16 protein-coding genes are annotated in these 15,319 nt (G+C 72.3%); 15 read left to right on the plus strand and 1 reads right to left on the minus strand.

The window, feature by feature from the left end:
- The first annotated feature begins 83 nt into the window (after window positions 1-83).
- The 15 genes from O7610_RS03345 (at window position 84) to O7610_RS03415 (ending at window position 13,655) form a co-directional block, all read left to right on the plus strand.
- On the plus strand, window positions 84-860 hold the full coding sequence (locus tag O7610_RS03345; RefSeq protein WP_281555537.1) for a FadR/GntR family transcriptional regulator: 777 nt from the start codon (window positions 84-86) through the stop codon (window positions 858-860).
- Between the two features lie 160 nt (window positions 861-1,020).
- Entirely contained in the window at window positions 1,021-1,554 is a 534-nt protein-coding gene (locus tag O7610_RS03350) for a MaoC family dehydratase (RefSeq protein ID WP_281554290.1), read from the plus strand.
- Window positions 1,551-2,588: an LLM class flavin-dependent oxidoreductase gene (locus tag O7610_RS03355; RefSeq protein WP_281554291.1), complete on the plus strand. Its 1,038-nt coding sequence runs from the start codon at window positions 1,551-1,553 to the stop codon at window positions 2,586-2,588. The genes O7610_RS03350 and O7610_RS03355 overlap by 4 nt, the downstream gene beginning before the upstream one ends.
- Window positions 2,585-3,832: a CaiB/BaiF CoA transferase family protein gene (locus tag O7610_RS03360; RefSeq protein ID WP_281554292.1), complete on the plus strand. Its 1,248-nt coding sequence runs from the start codon at window positions 2,585-2,587 to the stop codon at window positions 3,830-3,832. The genes O7610_RS03355 and O7610_RS03360 overlap by 4 nt, the downstream gene beginning before the upstream one ends.
- 10 nt (window positions 3,833-3,842) lie before the next feature.
- The gene (locus O7610_RS03365) at window positions 3,843-5,201 is read left to right on the plus strand and encodes an MmgE/PrpD family protein (RefSeq protein ID WP_281554293.1); all 1,359 of its coding nucleotides are present in this window, start codon (window positions 3,843-3,845) and stop codon (window positions 5,199-5,201) included.
- Window positions 5,202-5,215: 14 nt separating this feature from the next.
- Window positions 5,216-6,493 carry a RidA family protein gene (locus O7610_RS03370; protein WP_281554294.1) on the plus strand — a complete coding sequence of 426 codons (1,278 nt, stop codon included), beginning with the start codon at window positions 5,216-5,218 and terminating at the stop codon, window positions 6,491-6,493.
- Complete coding sequence (locus O7610_RS03375; RefSeq protein ID WP_281554295.1) at window positions 6,493-6,996, plus strand: FAS1-like dehydratase domain-containing protein; 504 nt, start codon at window positions 6,493-6,495, stop codon at window positions 6,994-6,996. Before O7610_RS03370 ends, O7610_RS03375 begins: the two co-directional genes overlap by 1 nt.
- The gene (locus tag O7610_RS03380; RefSeq protein WP_281554296.1) at window positions 6,993-7,442 is read left to right on the plus strand and encodes a MaoC/PaaZ C-terminal domain-containing protein; all 450 of its coding nucleotides are present in this window, start codon (window positions 6,993-6,995) and stop codon (window positions 7,440-7,442) included. Before O7610_RS03375 ends, O7610_RS03380 begins: the two co-directional genes overlap by 4 nt.
- Window positions 7,439-8,596: an acetyl-CoA acetyltransferase gene (locus O7610_RS03385; protein WP_281554297.1), complete on the plus strand. Its 1,158-nt coding sequence runs from the start codon at window positions 7,439-7,441 to the stop codon at window positions 8,594-8,596. The genes O7610_RS03380 and O7610_RS03385 overlap by 4 nt, the downstream gene beginning before the upstream one ends.
- Window positions 8,596-9,060, plus strand: a complete 465-nt coding sequence (locus O7610_RS03390; protein WP_281554298.1) for a Zn-ribbon domain-containing OB-fold protein — start codon at window positions 8,596-8,598, stop codon at window positions 9,058-9,060. The genes O7610_RS03385 and O7610_RS03390 overlap by 1 nt, the downstream gene beginning before the upstream one ends.
- Before the next feature lie 26 nt (window positions 9,061-9,086).
- Window positions 9,087-10,244 carry an acyl-CoA dehydrogenase family protein gene (locus tag O7610_RS03395; RefSeq protein ID WP_281554299.1) on the plus strand — a complete coding sequence of 386 codons (1,158 nt, stop codon included), beginning with the start codon at window positions 9,087-9,089 and terminating at the stop codon, window positions 10,242-10,244.
- Window positions 10,244-11,104, plus strand: coding sequence for an HpcH/HpaI aldolase/citrate lyase family protein (locus O7610_RS03400; protein WP_281554300.1), 861 nt, complete (start codon window positions 10,244-10,246; stop codon window positions 11,102-11,104). The genes O7610_RS03395 and O7610_RS03400 overlap by 1 nt, the downstream gene beginning before the upstream one ends.
- Window positions 11,101-11,691, plus strand: coding sequence for a hypothetical protein (locus O7610_RS03405; RefSeq protein ID WP_289206801.1), 591 nt, complete (start codon window positions 11,101-11,103; stop codon window positions 11,689-11,691). Before O7610_RS03400 ends, O7610_RS03405 begins: the two co-directional genes overlap by 4 nt.
- 4 nt (window positions 11,692-11,695) lie before the next feature.
- Window positions 11,696-12,493: a thioesterase family protein gene (locus tag O7610_RS03410; RefSeq protein WP_281554302.1), complete on the plus strand. Its 798-nt coding sequence runs from the start codon at window positions 11,696-11,698 to the stop codon at window positions 12,491-12,493.
- Entirely contained in the window at window positions 12,483-13,655 is a 1,173-nt protein-coding gene (locus tag O7610_RS03415; RefSeq protein ID WP_281554303.1) for an acyl-CoA dehydrogenase family protein, read from the plus strand. Before O7610_RS03410 ends, O7610_RS03415 begins: the two co-directional genes overlap by 11 nt.
- A 123-nt stretch (window positions 13,656-13,778) precedes the next feature.
- On the opposite strand, the gene tnpC is transcribed toward O7610_RS03415, so the two are convergent.
- A complete protein-coding gene (gene tnpC, locus O7610_RS03420; protein WP_281551243.1) occupies window positions 13,779-15,266 on the minus strand; it encodes an IS66 family transposase in 1,488 nt (495 codons plus the stop codon).
- Window positions 15,267-15,319 lie beyond the last annotated feature (53 nt).

Consider the following 15,319-nt stretch of genomic DNA (forward strand, 5'->3'; position numbering starts at 1 on the left):
GTCCGCCATGCCCTACCGTGGTGGTTCGCGACGAATCCGCACTCCGGTGTGCGGGTCCGAAAGGATGCGGAGCCGAAGTGACCATGGCCAAGGACGTGACGCACGAGCCGGCGAGCCGGTCGGAAAAGGCGATCCCGGGGCACCGCCGGGATCCTGGGGTGCTCGGGGTGACCCGGGTCCAACCCGCGTACCAGCAGGTCGCCGACCAGTTGCGGGAGCGGATCCTGGACGGGTCGCTGACCGCGGGGGACCGGTTGCCGACCGAGGTCGAGCTGTCGGAGATCTTCGGGGTCAGCCGTAGCACGGTACGGGAGGCGTTGCGGGTGCTGGCGTCCAAGGATCTGATCCGCACCACCCGGGGAACCACCGGCGGCACCTTCGTGGCCCGGGTGCAGTTCGACCAGGTGAGCGAGTATCTGGAGATGAGCTTCGGGCTGATGTCCGGGGCCCGGGACATCACGTTGGACAACCTGCTGGAGGCGCGGGAGTGCCTGGAGGTGCCGGCGGCCGGGCTGGCCGCGCTGCGCCGCGCCGACGAACATCTGGTGCTGATGCGTCAAGCGGTGGAGCGGGAGAAGTCGACCCGGGCCCGCGGCCGCAAGTTCCGTGAGCACCGGACCTTCCACGGGGTGCTGGTCGAGGCGACCGGTAACCAGCTGCTCGGGGTGATGGCCGAGCCGGTCTTCCGGGTGCTGCAGGCGCGGACCGCCGACCGCGACATGCCCGCGGAGTACTGGAGCCAGATCGACGCCGAACACACCGAGATCTGCGGCTATGTCGAGGCCGGTGATGTCGAGGGTGCGCAGGCGGCGATGCGGGCCCACCTGGGTACCGTCCGCCGGGCGTACGACGGACACTGAAGACAAACTCACAACTAAATACCTGATGTTTCGGAACTACGCCCTGCTGTCGTGCTGAGCAGGGCGTTTTCGTTGGCCTGGTTGAGTTGCTGGCCCTTGACTCGTAAAAGTCAGACAAATAAGCTGGTGGCAGTTCACGGGCGGGCGAGAGGATCGGTCGATGTCGGTACGGCAGGGGTGGACCGGACGCTTCTTTGAAGACTTTGGCGTCGGCGACGTCTATCAGCATCCCCTCGGGCGCACCGTGTCCGAGGCGGACAACACCTGGTTCACCCTGTTGACGATGAACACCAGCCAGATGCACTTCAACACCGAGTACGCCGCCCGGTCGGAGTTCGAGCGGCCACTGGTCGTCTCCACCCTGACCCTGGCCATCGCGGTCGGGCAGAGCGTCACCGACCTCACCCAGAACGCCTTTGCCAACCTCGGCTGGAACGAGATCGTCCTGCCGCACCCGGTGTTCGCCGGCGACACCCTCTACAGTGAATCGTTGGTACTCGACAAGCGTGAATCCGGGTCCCGCCCGTACGCCGGGATCGTGACGGTCCGCACCCGCACCCTCAACCAGGACGGCGCACAGGTCTGCGCCTTCAAACGCACCTTCTACGTCTACAAGCGTGGCGCCAAGCAGGTCGAGGGAATCTTCCCGGCCGCCGCCACCCCGCTGTCGCTGGAGAACGAGGCGACCGGATGAGCCTGCGCCTGACCTACCAGCCCTGGGGAGAGACCCTCGCCGAACTCGCCGCCGCCGGCCGTCGCGCCGAGCAGGCCGGCGCCGAGGTGCTCTGGGTCTCCGAACTGCACCGTAGCGCAACCGGCACCGCCGCCGCGCTGGCCGGCACCACCACGACCGCCCGGATCGGCACCTCGATCGTGCTGGCCTTCACCCGCAGCCCGATGATCACCGCCTTGGAGGCGCTCGACCTCGACGAGCTCTCCGATGGACGGTTCATCCTCGGCCTCGGCTCCGGCGTCCGGCGACTCAACGAGGACTGGCACCACGTCGACTTCGGCAAACCCGTCGCCCACCTGCGGGAGACCGTCCGCAACATCCGGCACTTCTGGGCCAACTGCGCCACCGGCGAACCGATGATGCTCGACGGCGAGTACGAGCCGATGCGCATCCGCGGCTACGAACGCCCGTTCCCGGTGCCGCCGGCCGGCATCCCGGTCTACCTGGCCGCGATGGGGCCGCTGATGACCCGGCTGGCCGGGCAGATCGGCGATGGCTGGATCAGCCACGAACTCTGCTCTCCGGCGTACCTGGCCGGGCAGATCCTGCCCGACCTGACCGCCGGCATCGACCGGGCCGGCCGGACCCGCGCCGACCTCGACGTCGTCGTCTCCGCCTGCTGCTCGGTCGCCGACGACCGGGCGTTGGCCCGCCGCCGCGCCGCCGGCCTGGTCGGCTTCTACGCCACCGTGCGCACCTACGCCGACTTCTTCGCCTTCCACGGCCTCGCCGACGACCAGCAACAGGTGATCGACGCGTTCCGGGCCGGCGCCGGCGCCGACCACCTCGCCGACTCCGTCAGCGACCGGATGGTCGACACGCTGACCCTGGCGGGTGACCGCGCCGAGGTTGCCGAGCGGATCGCCGGGTACGCGGGCATCGCCGACTCGGTCAAGTTGAGTCCACCCACCCACGGGCTGCCCGCCGCCGAGACCCGAGCCGCCCAGGACGAGATCATCGCGCTGATCGCCGAGCTGACGGGAGCCGCAGCATGACGCCGCTGGCCGACATCCGGATCATCGCCGTGGAGCAGTACGGCGCCGGCCCGTTCGGCACCGTACACCTGGCCGACCTCGGCGCCGAAGTGATCAAGATCGAGGATCCACGGGCCGGCGGCGACGTCGGCCGCTACGTGCCGCCGTACGCCGAGGACGAGGACTCGCTGTTCTTCGAGACGTTCAACCGCAACAAACGCAGCCTGTCACTGGACCTGACCACCGACGCCGGCCGCGAGGTGTTCGAGAAGCTCGTCGCCGTCGCCGACGTCGTCTACTCCAACCTGCGTGGCGACGTGCCGGAGAAGATGCGAATTCGCTACGACGACCTCAAGCACATCAACCCGCGGATCGTCTGCGTCTCGCTGACCGGCTTCGGGATGACCGGCCCGCGTCGGGCCGAACCCGGCTACGACTACATCCTGCAGGGACTCGCCGGCTGGATGGAGCTCACCGGTGAACCCGACGGACCACCGACCAAGTCCGGACTGTCCCTGGTCGACTACTCCGGCGGGTTCGTCGCCGCCATCTCGCTGCTCGCCGGGGTGCACGCCGCCCGCCGCGACGGCGTCGGCATGGACTGCGACGTCAGTCTCTACGACACCGCGATCTCGATGCTCACCTACCCGGCCACCTGGCATCTCAACGCCGGCTTCCAGCCGGCCCGCACCCACCACTCGGCGCACCCGTCGCTGGTGCCGTTCCAGGTCTTCCAGGCCAAGGATGGCTGGATGGTGGTCGGCTGTGCCAAGGAGAAGTTCTGGACCCGGCTCGCCGACGTCGTCGGCCACCCCGAATGGGCCGCCGCCGGATCGCCGTACGGGACCTTCGGCACCCGCCGCGACAACCGCGACGAGCTGCTCGCCGAACTGGAGCAGATCTTCCGGCAGCGCACCGTCGAGGAGTGGCTGACCCAGCTGTACGCTGCCGCGATCCCCTGCGGGCCGATCAACGACGTGCCGGCGGCGCTGGCCGAGGAGCACACCGCCGCCCGGGACCTCGTGGTCACCACCGAACACCCCCGGTTCGGCACCGTGGCGCAGCTCGCCAGCCCGGTGCGGGTCGGCGCCGAACCGCCCGCGTACCGCCGCGCGCCGCAACGCAACGAGGACTTCGCCACCGTCACCGGCGACATCCTCGGGCTCGACCCGCAGACCCTGGCCGAGTTGACCGCCGCCGGCGCGTTCGGCACCCCCCGTAGCCCCGGCCCGGCCGCCGCCGGTTCCGAGGACACCGCCCGATGACCGGCCCGCCATGATCGCCGCAGCGCTCGCCGACTGGGCGACCGGACCGCTCGACCCGCCGGCGGCGGTCCGGCGGGCCGCGCTACGGCACCTGCTCGACGGCCTTGGCACCGCCCTGGCCGGCCGGCGCGGCGGCACCGTCGACCCGGCGCTGCACGTCGCCCGCGACCTCGGCGGCCCACCGGAAGCCACCCTGCTCGGTGGCCGGGACACGATCGGTGCCCCCGCCGCCGCGCTGGCCGCCGGCGCCATGGTGCACGCGCTCGACTTCGACGACACCCACGCCGCCGGCCTGGTGCACGCCACCGCCGTGGTGCTGCCCGCCGCCTTCGCCGTCGGCGAGCAGGTCGGCGCCAGCGGCCGCGACGTACTGCACGCCGCCATCGCCGGGTACGAGACGGTCTGCCGGGTCGCCGCCGCCGCCCCGCACGGCTTCCACGCCCGCGGCCTGCACGCCACCATGGTCGCCGGGGTCTTCTCCAGCGCGCTGGTCACCGCCCGGCTGCTGCGGCTGGACGCCGCCCGCGCCACCGACGCGCTCGGCATCGCCGGCAGCCAGGCCGGCGGGCTGCTCGCCTTCCTGCACACCGGGGCGGCCACCAAACAACTGCACCCCGGCTTCGCCTCGCACGCCGGCATCCTCGCCGCCCGGCTCGCCGCCGCCGGCGCGGCCGGCCCGGCGAACGTCTTCGACGGCCCGCACGGCGTCTTCGACGCCCTGGCCGCCGGCCCCGTCGACCCGGCGTCGATCATCGCCGGCCTCGGCCAACGCTGGGAAACCCTCCGGATCGGCATCAAGCCCTACCCGGCCTGCCAGCTGTCGCACGCCGCGATCGACGCCGCCCGCGCCGCCCGCCGCCAGCCCGGTTTTCCCGCCGACCCGGCCGCGATCGCCCGGATCGACGTCGACGTGCACCCCGACTCGGCACCCACGGTCTGCGGGCCCGGCCGGGACCTGACCCGGCCGGCCACCCCGTACGCGGCGAAGTTCTCGCTGCCGTGGAGCGTCGCCGCGACACTGCTCGACGGCGACCTGACCACCGCCAGCTACCGGCCCGACGTCATCGACCGCGCCGACGTGACCGCCCTCGCGGCCCGGCTGCACTGGCGGATCGTCGCCACCGGTGGGCACGCCGCCGACGCCCCCGGTGCCGTCGTGGTCACCCTGGCCGACGGCACGACCGTACGCGGCGCGGTGCCGCGCAGCGGCGGCGGCCCGGACACCCCGCTGACCGACGACGAACTGGCCGCCAAGTTCCTCGGCAACGCCGGCCCGGCCGGCGCGCCCGTCGTCGACCTGCTGCGCCGCCTCGACGACCTCGACGACCTCGACCCGATCATGGCGGCGCTGGCCGCCGCCGGTGACTGACCAGGGAGACGCCCGTGCCGCCCGCCGCGATCCGACCCGCCGACTTCCCCTGGTTCCCGTACGACGGGTTCACCTTCTGCCTCGGGCTGGCCGACGGCGACGCCGCCTGGACCTCCGGGCACACCGCCGCCGCGCTCGACACCACGCTCGGCAAGATGACCGTCGGCGGTGACCTGGCCACCCAGACCGCCACCGCGTACCGCAAGGTGCTGACCATCCTGGAAGCCGCCGGCTACGGACCGGCCGACGTCACCCGGGTGACCGAGAACGTCACCGTGGCCGGCCTCGACGACTACGCCGCCGCGGCCGCCGTGCGCGCCGAGGTGTTCGGCGAGCACCAGCCGGTGGTCCGTACCGTCGTGGTCGAGCGGCTGGTCCGCCGGGCCGCGCTGATCGAGATCGAACTGCACGCCGTCGTCGGCGGCGGCCAGTTGCTTGTCGCCAGCGAACCGCGAGCCGCCGGCAGCTGGGTGCCCTCACCGGTGCGCGGCGGCCACGACGGTGCCGTCTACCTGCCGACCATGCTGCCGGTCGACGCCACCGGCGAGGTGGTCCACCCGGGCGACTTCGTCAGCCAGTACGCGTACTGCCTGGACCGGGCGCAGGACCTGCTCGTCGCCGCCGGTCTGTCGCTCGACGCCGCCGTCACCACCTACGACTACTCCACCCCGGCGACCCGAGAGGTGTACCGCAGAACCCACCGGGTCCGCGCCGAACGGCTCGGCGGTGCCGGCGTCTACCCGGGAGCCGGTGGCATCCTGATGAGCCGGCTGCACCATCCCGATGCGCTGGTCGCGATCGACGTCACCGCGTCGCGGCATCCGCTGGAACTGGTCAACCCCGGCTGGTCGCGGTACGACTCGCTGACCTACGCCCCCGGGGTGAAGGCCGGCCGGACCCTGTACATGTCCGGTTTCGCCGCCCTGGACATGCGGACCCAGCAGGCACTGCACCCCGACGACATCGGCGCGCAGGCCGAGGTTACCTACGGGGCGATCCGTGAACTGCTCGACCACGCCGGGCTCGGCCCGCAGGACCTGGTGGAGACCACCGAATTCTGCGTCGCCTCGGCGATCGGCGACTACCGGGCGGTCGCCGGGGTACGCGAGCGGCTGCTCAGCCCGCCCTGGCCGGCGTCGACCGGGGCGATCTGCGCGGCGCTGCTGCGCCCCGAGTTCCTGCTGGAGGTCTTCCCGACCGCCGTCTACCCCGAGCCCGCCGACGAACCGGCCGAGCTGGCCGTCGACCGGGTCGAGCCCGCCGACGGGCCGAGCACCGCTGGAGGTAGCTGATGGGTCTGCTCACCGACGAGCTGCGGGCGCTGCTCGGCACCCGCAAGGTCTACACCGCGCCGGAGGCGCTCGGCGCCGCCGCCGGGCGCTACTTCGCGATGGCGGTCGGCGACGACAATCCGATCTACCGCGACGGCGACTACGCCCGGGCGCACGGCCTGCCCGGGGTGACCGCCCCACCGACGCTGATCTGCGAGACCGGCCAGTACACCGGGCTGCCGATGGCCTCCGACGGCTACGCCGGCCACTCCTGGCACCTGGACGTGCCCGGCACCCGGCAGGTACGCGGCGGCAACACGTACACCTTCCACCGGCGGGTCCGTCCCGACGACGTGATCACCGCGACCTGGGAGATCCACGACCTGACCGAGAAACGCACCCGGGGCGGCGGCGACATGCTGGTCGTCGGCTCCCGGGCCACCTACACCAACCAGCACGGCGAACTGCTGGCGGTCAACGAGGAAACCATCATCCTGGTCGCGATGGGCGGTGATCCGACGTGATCGCGCAGGTCGGTGACACCCTGCCGGGGCTGGAACGCACCATCGCCCTGGCCGACATGGTCGCCTACGCCGGCGCCACCTGGGACTGGTACCGGCTGCACTACGACCCGGAGTTCGTGGCGGCCGCCAAGGTGCCCGGCCCGGTCGTCGACGGCCAGGTCTTCGGCGCGCTCTTCGTCGAACTGGTACAGGACGCCTTCGGGCCGTACTGCTTCGTGCGGCAGCTCTCCTTCACCTTCCGCAACCTGATGTTCGCCGGTGAGACGGTGCGTTGCACAGGCACGGTGGTCAAGGTCGACGGCGACCGGATCGAGGTCGAACTGGCCGCCGTCATCGCCGCCAGCGACTACGGCCCCGAACGTCCGGCGGCCCGGCCGGCCCGGGCTGTCGTCCTGCTCGGCACCGCCGACGGACCAGGCGCGGGCACCGCCGACGGTGTGCCGTGACCGGGCGGGACCGGGCGGCGGTGGCGATCGTCGGGGCGGCCGAATCCGACCTCGGGGTCACCACCGCGTCGACGCTGACCCTGCAGACCCAGGCGGTCACCCGGGCGTTGGCCGACGCCGGGCTCACCCTCGCCGACGTCGACGGGCTGGCCACCACCGGCATCTCCCGCTTCTCGACCACCGCGCTCGCCGACCACCTCGGGCTGCGGCCCCGCTGGGTCGACGCCAGCTTCGTCGGCGGCAGCGCCGCCGAGATGATGGTGGCCCGCGCCGTGCAGGCCATCGACGCCGGCCAGGCCAGCGTCGTGGTGGTCAGCTTTGCCTCCAACCAGCGGTCGGCACGGTCGCGCAGCCTGGCCGGGGTGATCGAGGAGCACACCCCGGAGGCGCAGTTCGAGACGCCGTACGCGCCGCTGTTCCCGATCTCCTACTACGCGATGGCCGCCCAGGCGTACCTGCACCGCTACGGCGGCAGCCCGGAGCAGCTGGCCGAGATCGCCGTCGCCGCCCGCGAATGGGCCCGGCTCAACCCGGCCGCCTACCGCCACGGTGCGCCGCCGCTGACCGTCGACGAGGTGCGGGCCGCCCCGACGGTCTGCACCCCGCTGACCGTCGCCGACTGCTGCCTGGTCACCGACGGCGGCGGCGCGATCGTCCTGACCAGCGCGGACCGGGCCCGTGACCTGCGCCGGGTCCCGGTCGCGGTGCTCGGCTACGGCGAACGCTCCACCAACACGTCGATGACCGCCGCCGACGACATCCTGGACACCGGGGCCCGCGAGGCCGGCGCGGAGGCGTTCGCCCGGGCCGGGATCACCGCCGCCGACGTCGACGTGCTGCAGGTGTACGACTCGTTCACCATCACCGCCGCGCTCAGCGTCGAAGCTCTCGGTTTCTGCGGCGAGGGCGAGGTGCTCGACTACATCGCCGGCGGCCGGATCCGCCCCGGCGGTGACCTGCCGCTGGACACCTCCGGCGGCGGGTTGTCGTACTGCCACCCCGGCCAGTTCGGGGTGCTGCTGCTGGTCGAGGCGGTCCGCCAGCTGCGCGGCGAGGCCAGTGCCCGGCAGGTGCCGGGCGCGCGGATCGCCGTCGCGCACGGCACCGGCGCGATCCTGTCCACCCACGCCACCGTCGTGCTGGGGGTGTCGTGATGAACCCGCTGCCCGAGGTACCACCCGCCGACGACCTGACCGCCGACTGGTGGCAGGCGACCTGTGAACACCGCCTCGTGCTGCAGACCTGCACCGGCTGCGGTCACCATCAGCATCCGCCCCGCGCGGTCTGCGTCCGCTGCGGCGACACCACGCGGCTCGGCTTCACCGAAGCCAGCGGCGACGGCACCGTCGACACGTTCACCGTCGTGCACCGGGCGCCGCGCCGCGACCTGGCGGTGCCGTACACCATCGCCCGGGTCCGGCTCGCCGAAGGCCCGCTGCTACTCACCCGCCTCGACGGCTTCAGCCCCGGCACCGGGCCGGACGATGACGCCGACGATGCCGGCTGGCGGATCGGCGACCCGGTCACCGTCGACTGGGTCGACCTGCCCGACGGCCGCGCCCTGCCGGTCTTCCGTCGACCCACGCCACGCCGACCCACGCCGGCCGATCCCCGCTGAGCCCGCCGACCACCCAGGAGACCCCGATGGACTTCACCCTCACCGAGGAACAGCGCGAGTTCCAGCAGCTGCTGCGCTCCTTCGTGGACCGCGAGATAATCCCGGTGGCCCGGGAATGGGAGCAGACCGGCCGCTACCCGACGGAGATCGTCAAAGGCATGGCCGACATGGGCCTGTTCGGCGTCACCGTCCCCGAGTCCTACGGCGGCCTCGACCTCGATCCGGTGTCGTTCGCCCTGGTCTTCGAGGAGATCTCCCGGGGCTGGATGGGCATCGCCGGCATCCTCGGCAGCCACTCGCTGGCCTGCCGCATGATCGCCATGCACGGCACCGAGGAGCAGAAGCAGGCGTACCTGCCCGCTCTGGCCACCGGTGAACGGCGCACCGGCATCGGGCTGACCGAACCCGACGCCGGCACCGACCTGCAGGGCATCCGCACCACCGCCCGCCGCGACGGCGACCACTACGTGGTCAACGGCACCAAGATCTGGATCACCAATGCCCGGTACGCCGACCCGCTGCCGGTCCTGGTCAAGACCGACCCGCAGGCCAGCCCGGCACACAAGGGCATGAGCATCCTGCTGATCGACGCCGACCTGCCCGGCTTCACCGTCACCAAGGACATCCCCAAACTCGGCTACAAGGGCACCGAGTCCTGCGAGATCCTGCTCGACGACGTCCGGGTGCCCGCCGACCGGCTGCTCGGCGGCGTCGAAGGGATCGGTCTCAAGCAGGCGCTGTCCGCCCTGGAATGGGGCCGGGTCAACATCGCCGCCCGGTCGGTCGGCATCGCCCAGCGGGCCCACGAGGAGGCCCTCGGTTACGCCCGCCAACGTAAGGCGTTCGGCAAGCACATCGCCGAGTTCCAGGCCATCCAGCTCAAGCTCGCCACCATCGCGACCCAGGTGCAGGCGGCCCGGCTGATGGCGTACTGGTCGGCCGACGCGGTCCGCCAGGGTCGCGCCGACGCGCAGACCGGCATGGCGAAGATCTTCTGCTCGGAGGTCGCCCTGGAGGCCGCCATCGACGCGATGAAGATCCACGGAGGTTACGGCTACTCGACCGAGTTCGAAGTGGAGCGGCTGTACCGCGACGCGATCCTGATGAGCATCGGCGAAGGCACCAACGATGTGCTGCGTACCGTCGTGGCGAAGGCCCTCGTACGTGGCGAGGTGACCGTCTGATGGGCGACCCGGTGCCCCCCCGGTCCTACCTGTACGTGCCCGGCCACGCCGCCGACAAGCTGGCCAAGGCGGCGCGGCGCGGCGCCGACGCGCTGATCGTCGACCTGGAGGACGCGGTGCCGCTGGCCGGCAAGGCCGCCGCCCGCGAGGCCGTCGTCGGCTGGCTCACCGCCGGACCCGGCGACCTGCCGATCTGGGTACGGGTCAACTCCGGCCCGCTGCGCGACACGGACCTACGGGCCGTCGCCGGCCAGCCGGGGCTCACCGGCGTGGTACTGGCCAAGGTCGGCACTGCCAGCGAGGTCGCTGCCGCCGCCCGGGTGCTCGCCGACGCCGCCGACCACGACACGCTGCTGATGCCGATGGTGGAGACCGCCGCCGCGCTGCTCGACATCGCGGCCATCGCCCGGCAGCCCCGGGTGTACCAGCTGCAGCTCGGTGAGGTCGACCTGGCCGGCGAACTCGGCCTGGAACCGGGCGCCGACGACGCCGAACTCGCCCCGACCCGCAGCCAGGTCGTGGTGGCCAGCGCCGCCGCCGGCATCCACCCGCCGGTCGGCCCGGTTTCCCGGATCACCGCCGACGAGGCGGCGCTGGACGCCTCGACCCGCCGGCTGCGCCGGCAGGGCTTCGTCGGCCGGGCCTGCATCCACCCGAACCAGCTGCCGGTGGTGCATCACGTCTACACGCCGACGGCCGCCGAGATCCGGGCGGCCCGCGACACCATCGCCCTGCTCGAGGCGGCCACCGCCGACGGCACTGGCGTGATGCTGGACGCGGCCGGCCGGCTGGTCGACGCGGCGGTGCTGCGTGGCGCCCGCCGTACGCTGACCCTGGCCGAACGGGCGGGCCTGGGATGAGCGGCGGCAACCGTGCCCCACGCGCTCCACGGCCGGAGCAGGTCGACCTGACCGCGGCGCGGCATCCGTGGCAGGAGGTGCCGATGCCCGGTGCCAACCTCGGTTTCCACCTCACCCGGCTGGCCTCCCGGTCGGGGGCGTTCGTCGTGCACGGCCACTTCCCGCCCGGTTTCTCCCGCGACGTCGCTGGCGGCTACCTTGTCGACGAGGAGTTCGTCGTGCTCGCCGGGGAGCTGCACCTCGGTGACGCCACCTACCGGCGTGGCGACCTGACCTACATCCCGGCCGGCGCGGTCCGGACCCGGATGACGGCACCCGGCGGTGCCACCGTGCTCGCCTGGTTCGGCGGCCCGGCGGTGTTCCATCCCGCCGACGCGCTGCCCGCCGGTGCCGCGCCGGTCGCCGAAACCGTCCACCTCGGACCGGGAGCCGCACTGCCGGACCTGCCCGGTGCCACCTGGACGCCCGGCGATCAGATCCCCGGCGGGGCCACCGGGGACGTGGTCAGCGCCGACCTGTCCGGCTGGCGGCGACTCGGCACCGGACCGGCACCACGGCCGGGCGACTACGTCCGAGTGGAGAAGTAGCCGGATGGGCGCTCCGGTCTTCACCCAGCGGTGGCTCGGCATGCAGGGCATCTTCGGCGGCTTCGTCCTCGGCCGGGTCGTCGAGGCCGCCGACAGCGTCGACGGCTTCGCCCCGCAGGCCGTCACCATGCACTTCGTGGCCGGGGTGCGCCCCGGTCCGGTGGAGCTGATCACCGAGACGCTGCACCGGGGCCGGTCCACCGCCAGCCTGCGGATCACCCTGGCCCAGCAGGGCCGGGCCCGGGTGCATGCGCTGGCGTCCCTGGTGCCGGTCGGGCAGGAGTTCAGCTGGCGTCGTCGCGAGGATCCGGCACCGTGGGGCGACCCCGAGCAGTTGCCGGCGTACGCGCCCCGGCACCGGCCGCTGGCCTACAGCGCCCAACTGGACGTGCGGGCCGCCGGCCCGCCGAGCCTCACCGACGGCACCGCCGCCTGGGTCCGCATCTCGCCGCAGACCGATCTGGGTGAGACGCTCGGCCCGCACGCCGTCGCCTCGGTCTACCTCGACGCGCTGCCGCCGGGGCTGTTCGCCCTGGCCGAGCCGCCGCACTTCGTGCCCTCGGTGGACTTCACCATCCACTTCGCCCCCGACCTCGGTGACGTCGCCGGCCAATGGCACCACGTGACCAACCGGACGGTCTGGTCGACGGCCGGCTTCTGCGTCGACGAGTCGACACTGCACGACCGGGCCGGTAACCCGATCGCCCAGCTCCGTCAAGGTCGGGCGATCCAGTGGCGGGATCCGCGCCCCGACCGGGTGCAGGCCGACGCCGCGTCGCCGGGAGCCGCCGATGGCCGGTGACAACCGGATCCTCGCCGGCCTCGACCTGGACGCCACGTTTCTCGCGGAGGAGCATCGGGCGCTGCGCACCCTCACCCGCCAGGTGGTCACCCGCGACATCGTGCCCGCCGCGCCCGACTGGGAACGGCAACGGCGGGTGCCACCCGCAGCCTTCGCCCGCCTCGGTGAGCTCGGCCTGCTCGGGTTGTCGTTTCCGCCGGAGCTCGGCGGCGGGGGTGCCGGCGTCCGGGGCGCGGTGGTGTTCAACGAGGAACTGGCCCGGTCCACCTTCGGCGGGGTGGCCAGCTCGGTCGGTACCCACACCGACTTCTCGGCGCTGCACCTGGCGCGCGCCGGCACGGCCGGGCAGATCGACCGTTGGCTGCCGGGGATCCTGGCCGGGCGTACCGTCGCCGCGCTCGCGGTGACCGAACCGGACGCGAGCTCCGACCTGACCCGGCTGGCGGTACGGGCCCGCCGCAACGGGGACAGCTATCAGCTCGACGGCACCAAGACGTTCATCACCAACGCCAACATCGCCGGGATCTTCCTCGTCGTGGCCCGCACCGGCGGACCCGGTCGGCACGGACTGTCGCTGTTCGCCGTCGAACGAGACACCCCCGGCCTGGCCAACGGGCGCACCTTCGACAAGTCCGGCTGGCACAGCTCCGACACCGGCGAACTGGTCCTCACCGGCTGCCGGGTGCCGGCGTACGCCCGGATCGGCGCCGAAGGAGACGGCTTCGCGCTGATGATGGCCGGCCTCGACCACGAGCGGCTCTGCCTGGCCGCGCAGGCGGTCGGGCTGGCCGAGGCGGCGTTGGCCGCGGTCCTGGCCTCGGTGCGGCTCCGACCCGCGTACGGCGGGGTGCTCTGGGACAAGCAGGCGATCCGGCACCGGGTCGCCGACCTCGTCGGCCGGCTCGCCGCCGGCAAGACGCTGCTGTACCACGCCGCCACGCAGGCCGACCGGGGTGCCGACACGCGGGCGTACGCCGCCGTGCTCAAGTCACAGCTGCCGGAGCTGGCCAACGAGATCGCGTACAGTGCGGTGCAGTTTCTCGGCGGTGCCGGGTTCGTGCAGGACGGACCGGTGGAGCGGATCGCCCGCGACGTGCGGTTCCTGGCCATCGGCGGCGGCTCCACCGAGGTGATGCGCGACGAGGTGGCCCGCCTGCTCTGACCAGGCACGCACAGTCCTCACTACCTGGCGATCAGACTTCAGGCGCGTCAAGAAGGTCGCTGGATGCTGGCGGCATCCGAAGGATCTTGGTGGTAAACATTCACCTCTTGTGAGGGCGCGGGGTCAGCCCTGGAGGATGTGGGCGGTCTGCGGCATCCAGGGGTTCCCTGTGACGGCGTCGCGGAGTGCGGTCATGGCGTTGACGCCGTGTTTGACCGCAGTGGATAGGTAGCTGCGGATGGTCAGCCGGTCGCGGGTGGCTTTCTCGCTGGTGAGCCGGCCGGAGATCTTCTGCTGGGTCTTGTTCGGCCGTAGGTCACGCTCGGCGAGGTTGTTCGTCGGCGGAATGGTGGTGTCGTAGCAGAACCGCAGGACGTCGTCGTGGCGGTGGTGGAGATCCTCGAGTAGGTTGCGGCCGGGCGGCTGCCTGTCGCGGGGGCCGCCGACGCGGGGGACGTCCTTACGGCCGACGATCACGCCGTCGCGGAACTCGCGGACCAGCGGGTCACGCACGGCGGGGTCGATCTCGGCCTGTCCGGCGGCGCGGGCGAGGTTCGCGGCGTGGATCAGGCCGCGTAGCGCCCGCTGGCACTGGACCGGCCAGACGTGGTCGGGGTAGGTCTCGGCCGCGTCTTCGAGATCGCGGAGCAGATGTGCGCAGCACAGTTGGTGCCGCACCCCGTCGGCGAAGTTGCCGGCCTGGTCGTAGACGGTGTACCGGTCGTGCACGGCGACCCCGGTGAACGCCGGCCCGATCCCGATGGTGCGGAACTGTTCGCCGCTGCGACGCTCAGCCAGCGCGTACAGGGTGTACCGGCCGGTCGACGCGGACCATACGTACCCGTTGCGGCCCGCGGCACCCGCTCGGATCGTGGTCTCGTCGAAATGGACCACCTCGGCCAGGGTGATCAACGCCTTGATCATCGTGACGATGTCGGTCACCGCCGCCGCGACGGCGGCGAGGACCTTGTGGACGAACCCGGCCGACACGCGGGTGCCGGCCAGATCGGCGATCAGCCGCACGCACCGCTCGACCGGCACGTGCTGCACGATCAGCAGGTACACGGCGAGAGCGCGCAGGTTCGCCCCGTACACCCGGGTGTTACCCACCCCCGCCTGCTTCGGCGGGGCGGCGACGTGCTTCCGGCCGCAGCCGCACCGGACCCGGTACTGCCGGTACTCCACCGTCGACGCGGTGACCAGCGGCACGTCGGTGACCTGACTGGCCGACACCACCCCCTCGTCGACAGCCCCCGCCAGGTCCGTCCCGCACTCGCACGGCCCGCACGGACGCTGGTCAACCACCCGGACGTCGGCCTCGTCCAACCAGGGCAGATACGATCCCGGCGCACCGGGCTGTCTACCTCGCCCCGGCTTCTTCCCGCCCGAGCGCCCACCGCCGGCGGGCTTGCTCCTACCCGACCGGCCAGGCAGATCATCGGTCGAGGGCGGCATCGAGGAGTTTCGGCTGTTCCGCGAGATCAACCGCTTGATCTGCTCCAACTCCGCACGTAGCCGTTCCACCTCGGCCGTCTGATCCGCCAACTGAGCGGCCTGATCACGGACCACCGCGATCAGCTCGTCCCGCGACAGCGCCTCCGGATCAACCACCCGGGCACAAGATCACGATCGGTCCGAGACGGCAACCACCCCCAGCTCGGCCC

It is taken from the genome of Solwaraspora sp. WMMA2065 (assembly GCF_030345075.1).
GTDB lineage: Bacteria > Actinomycetota > Actinomycetes > Mycobacteriales > Micromonosporaceae > Micromonospora_E.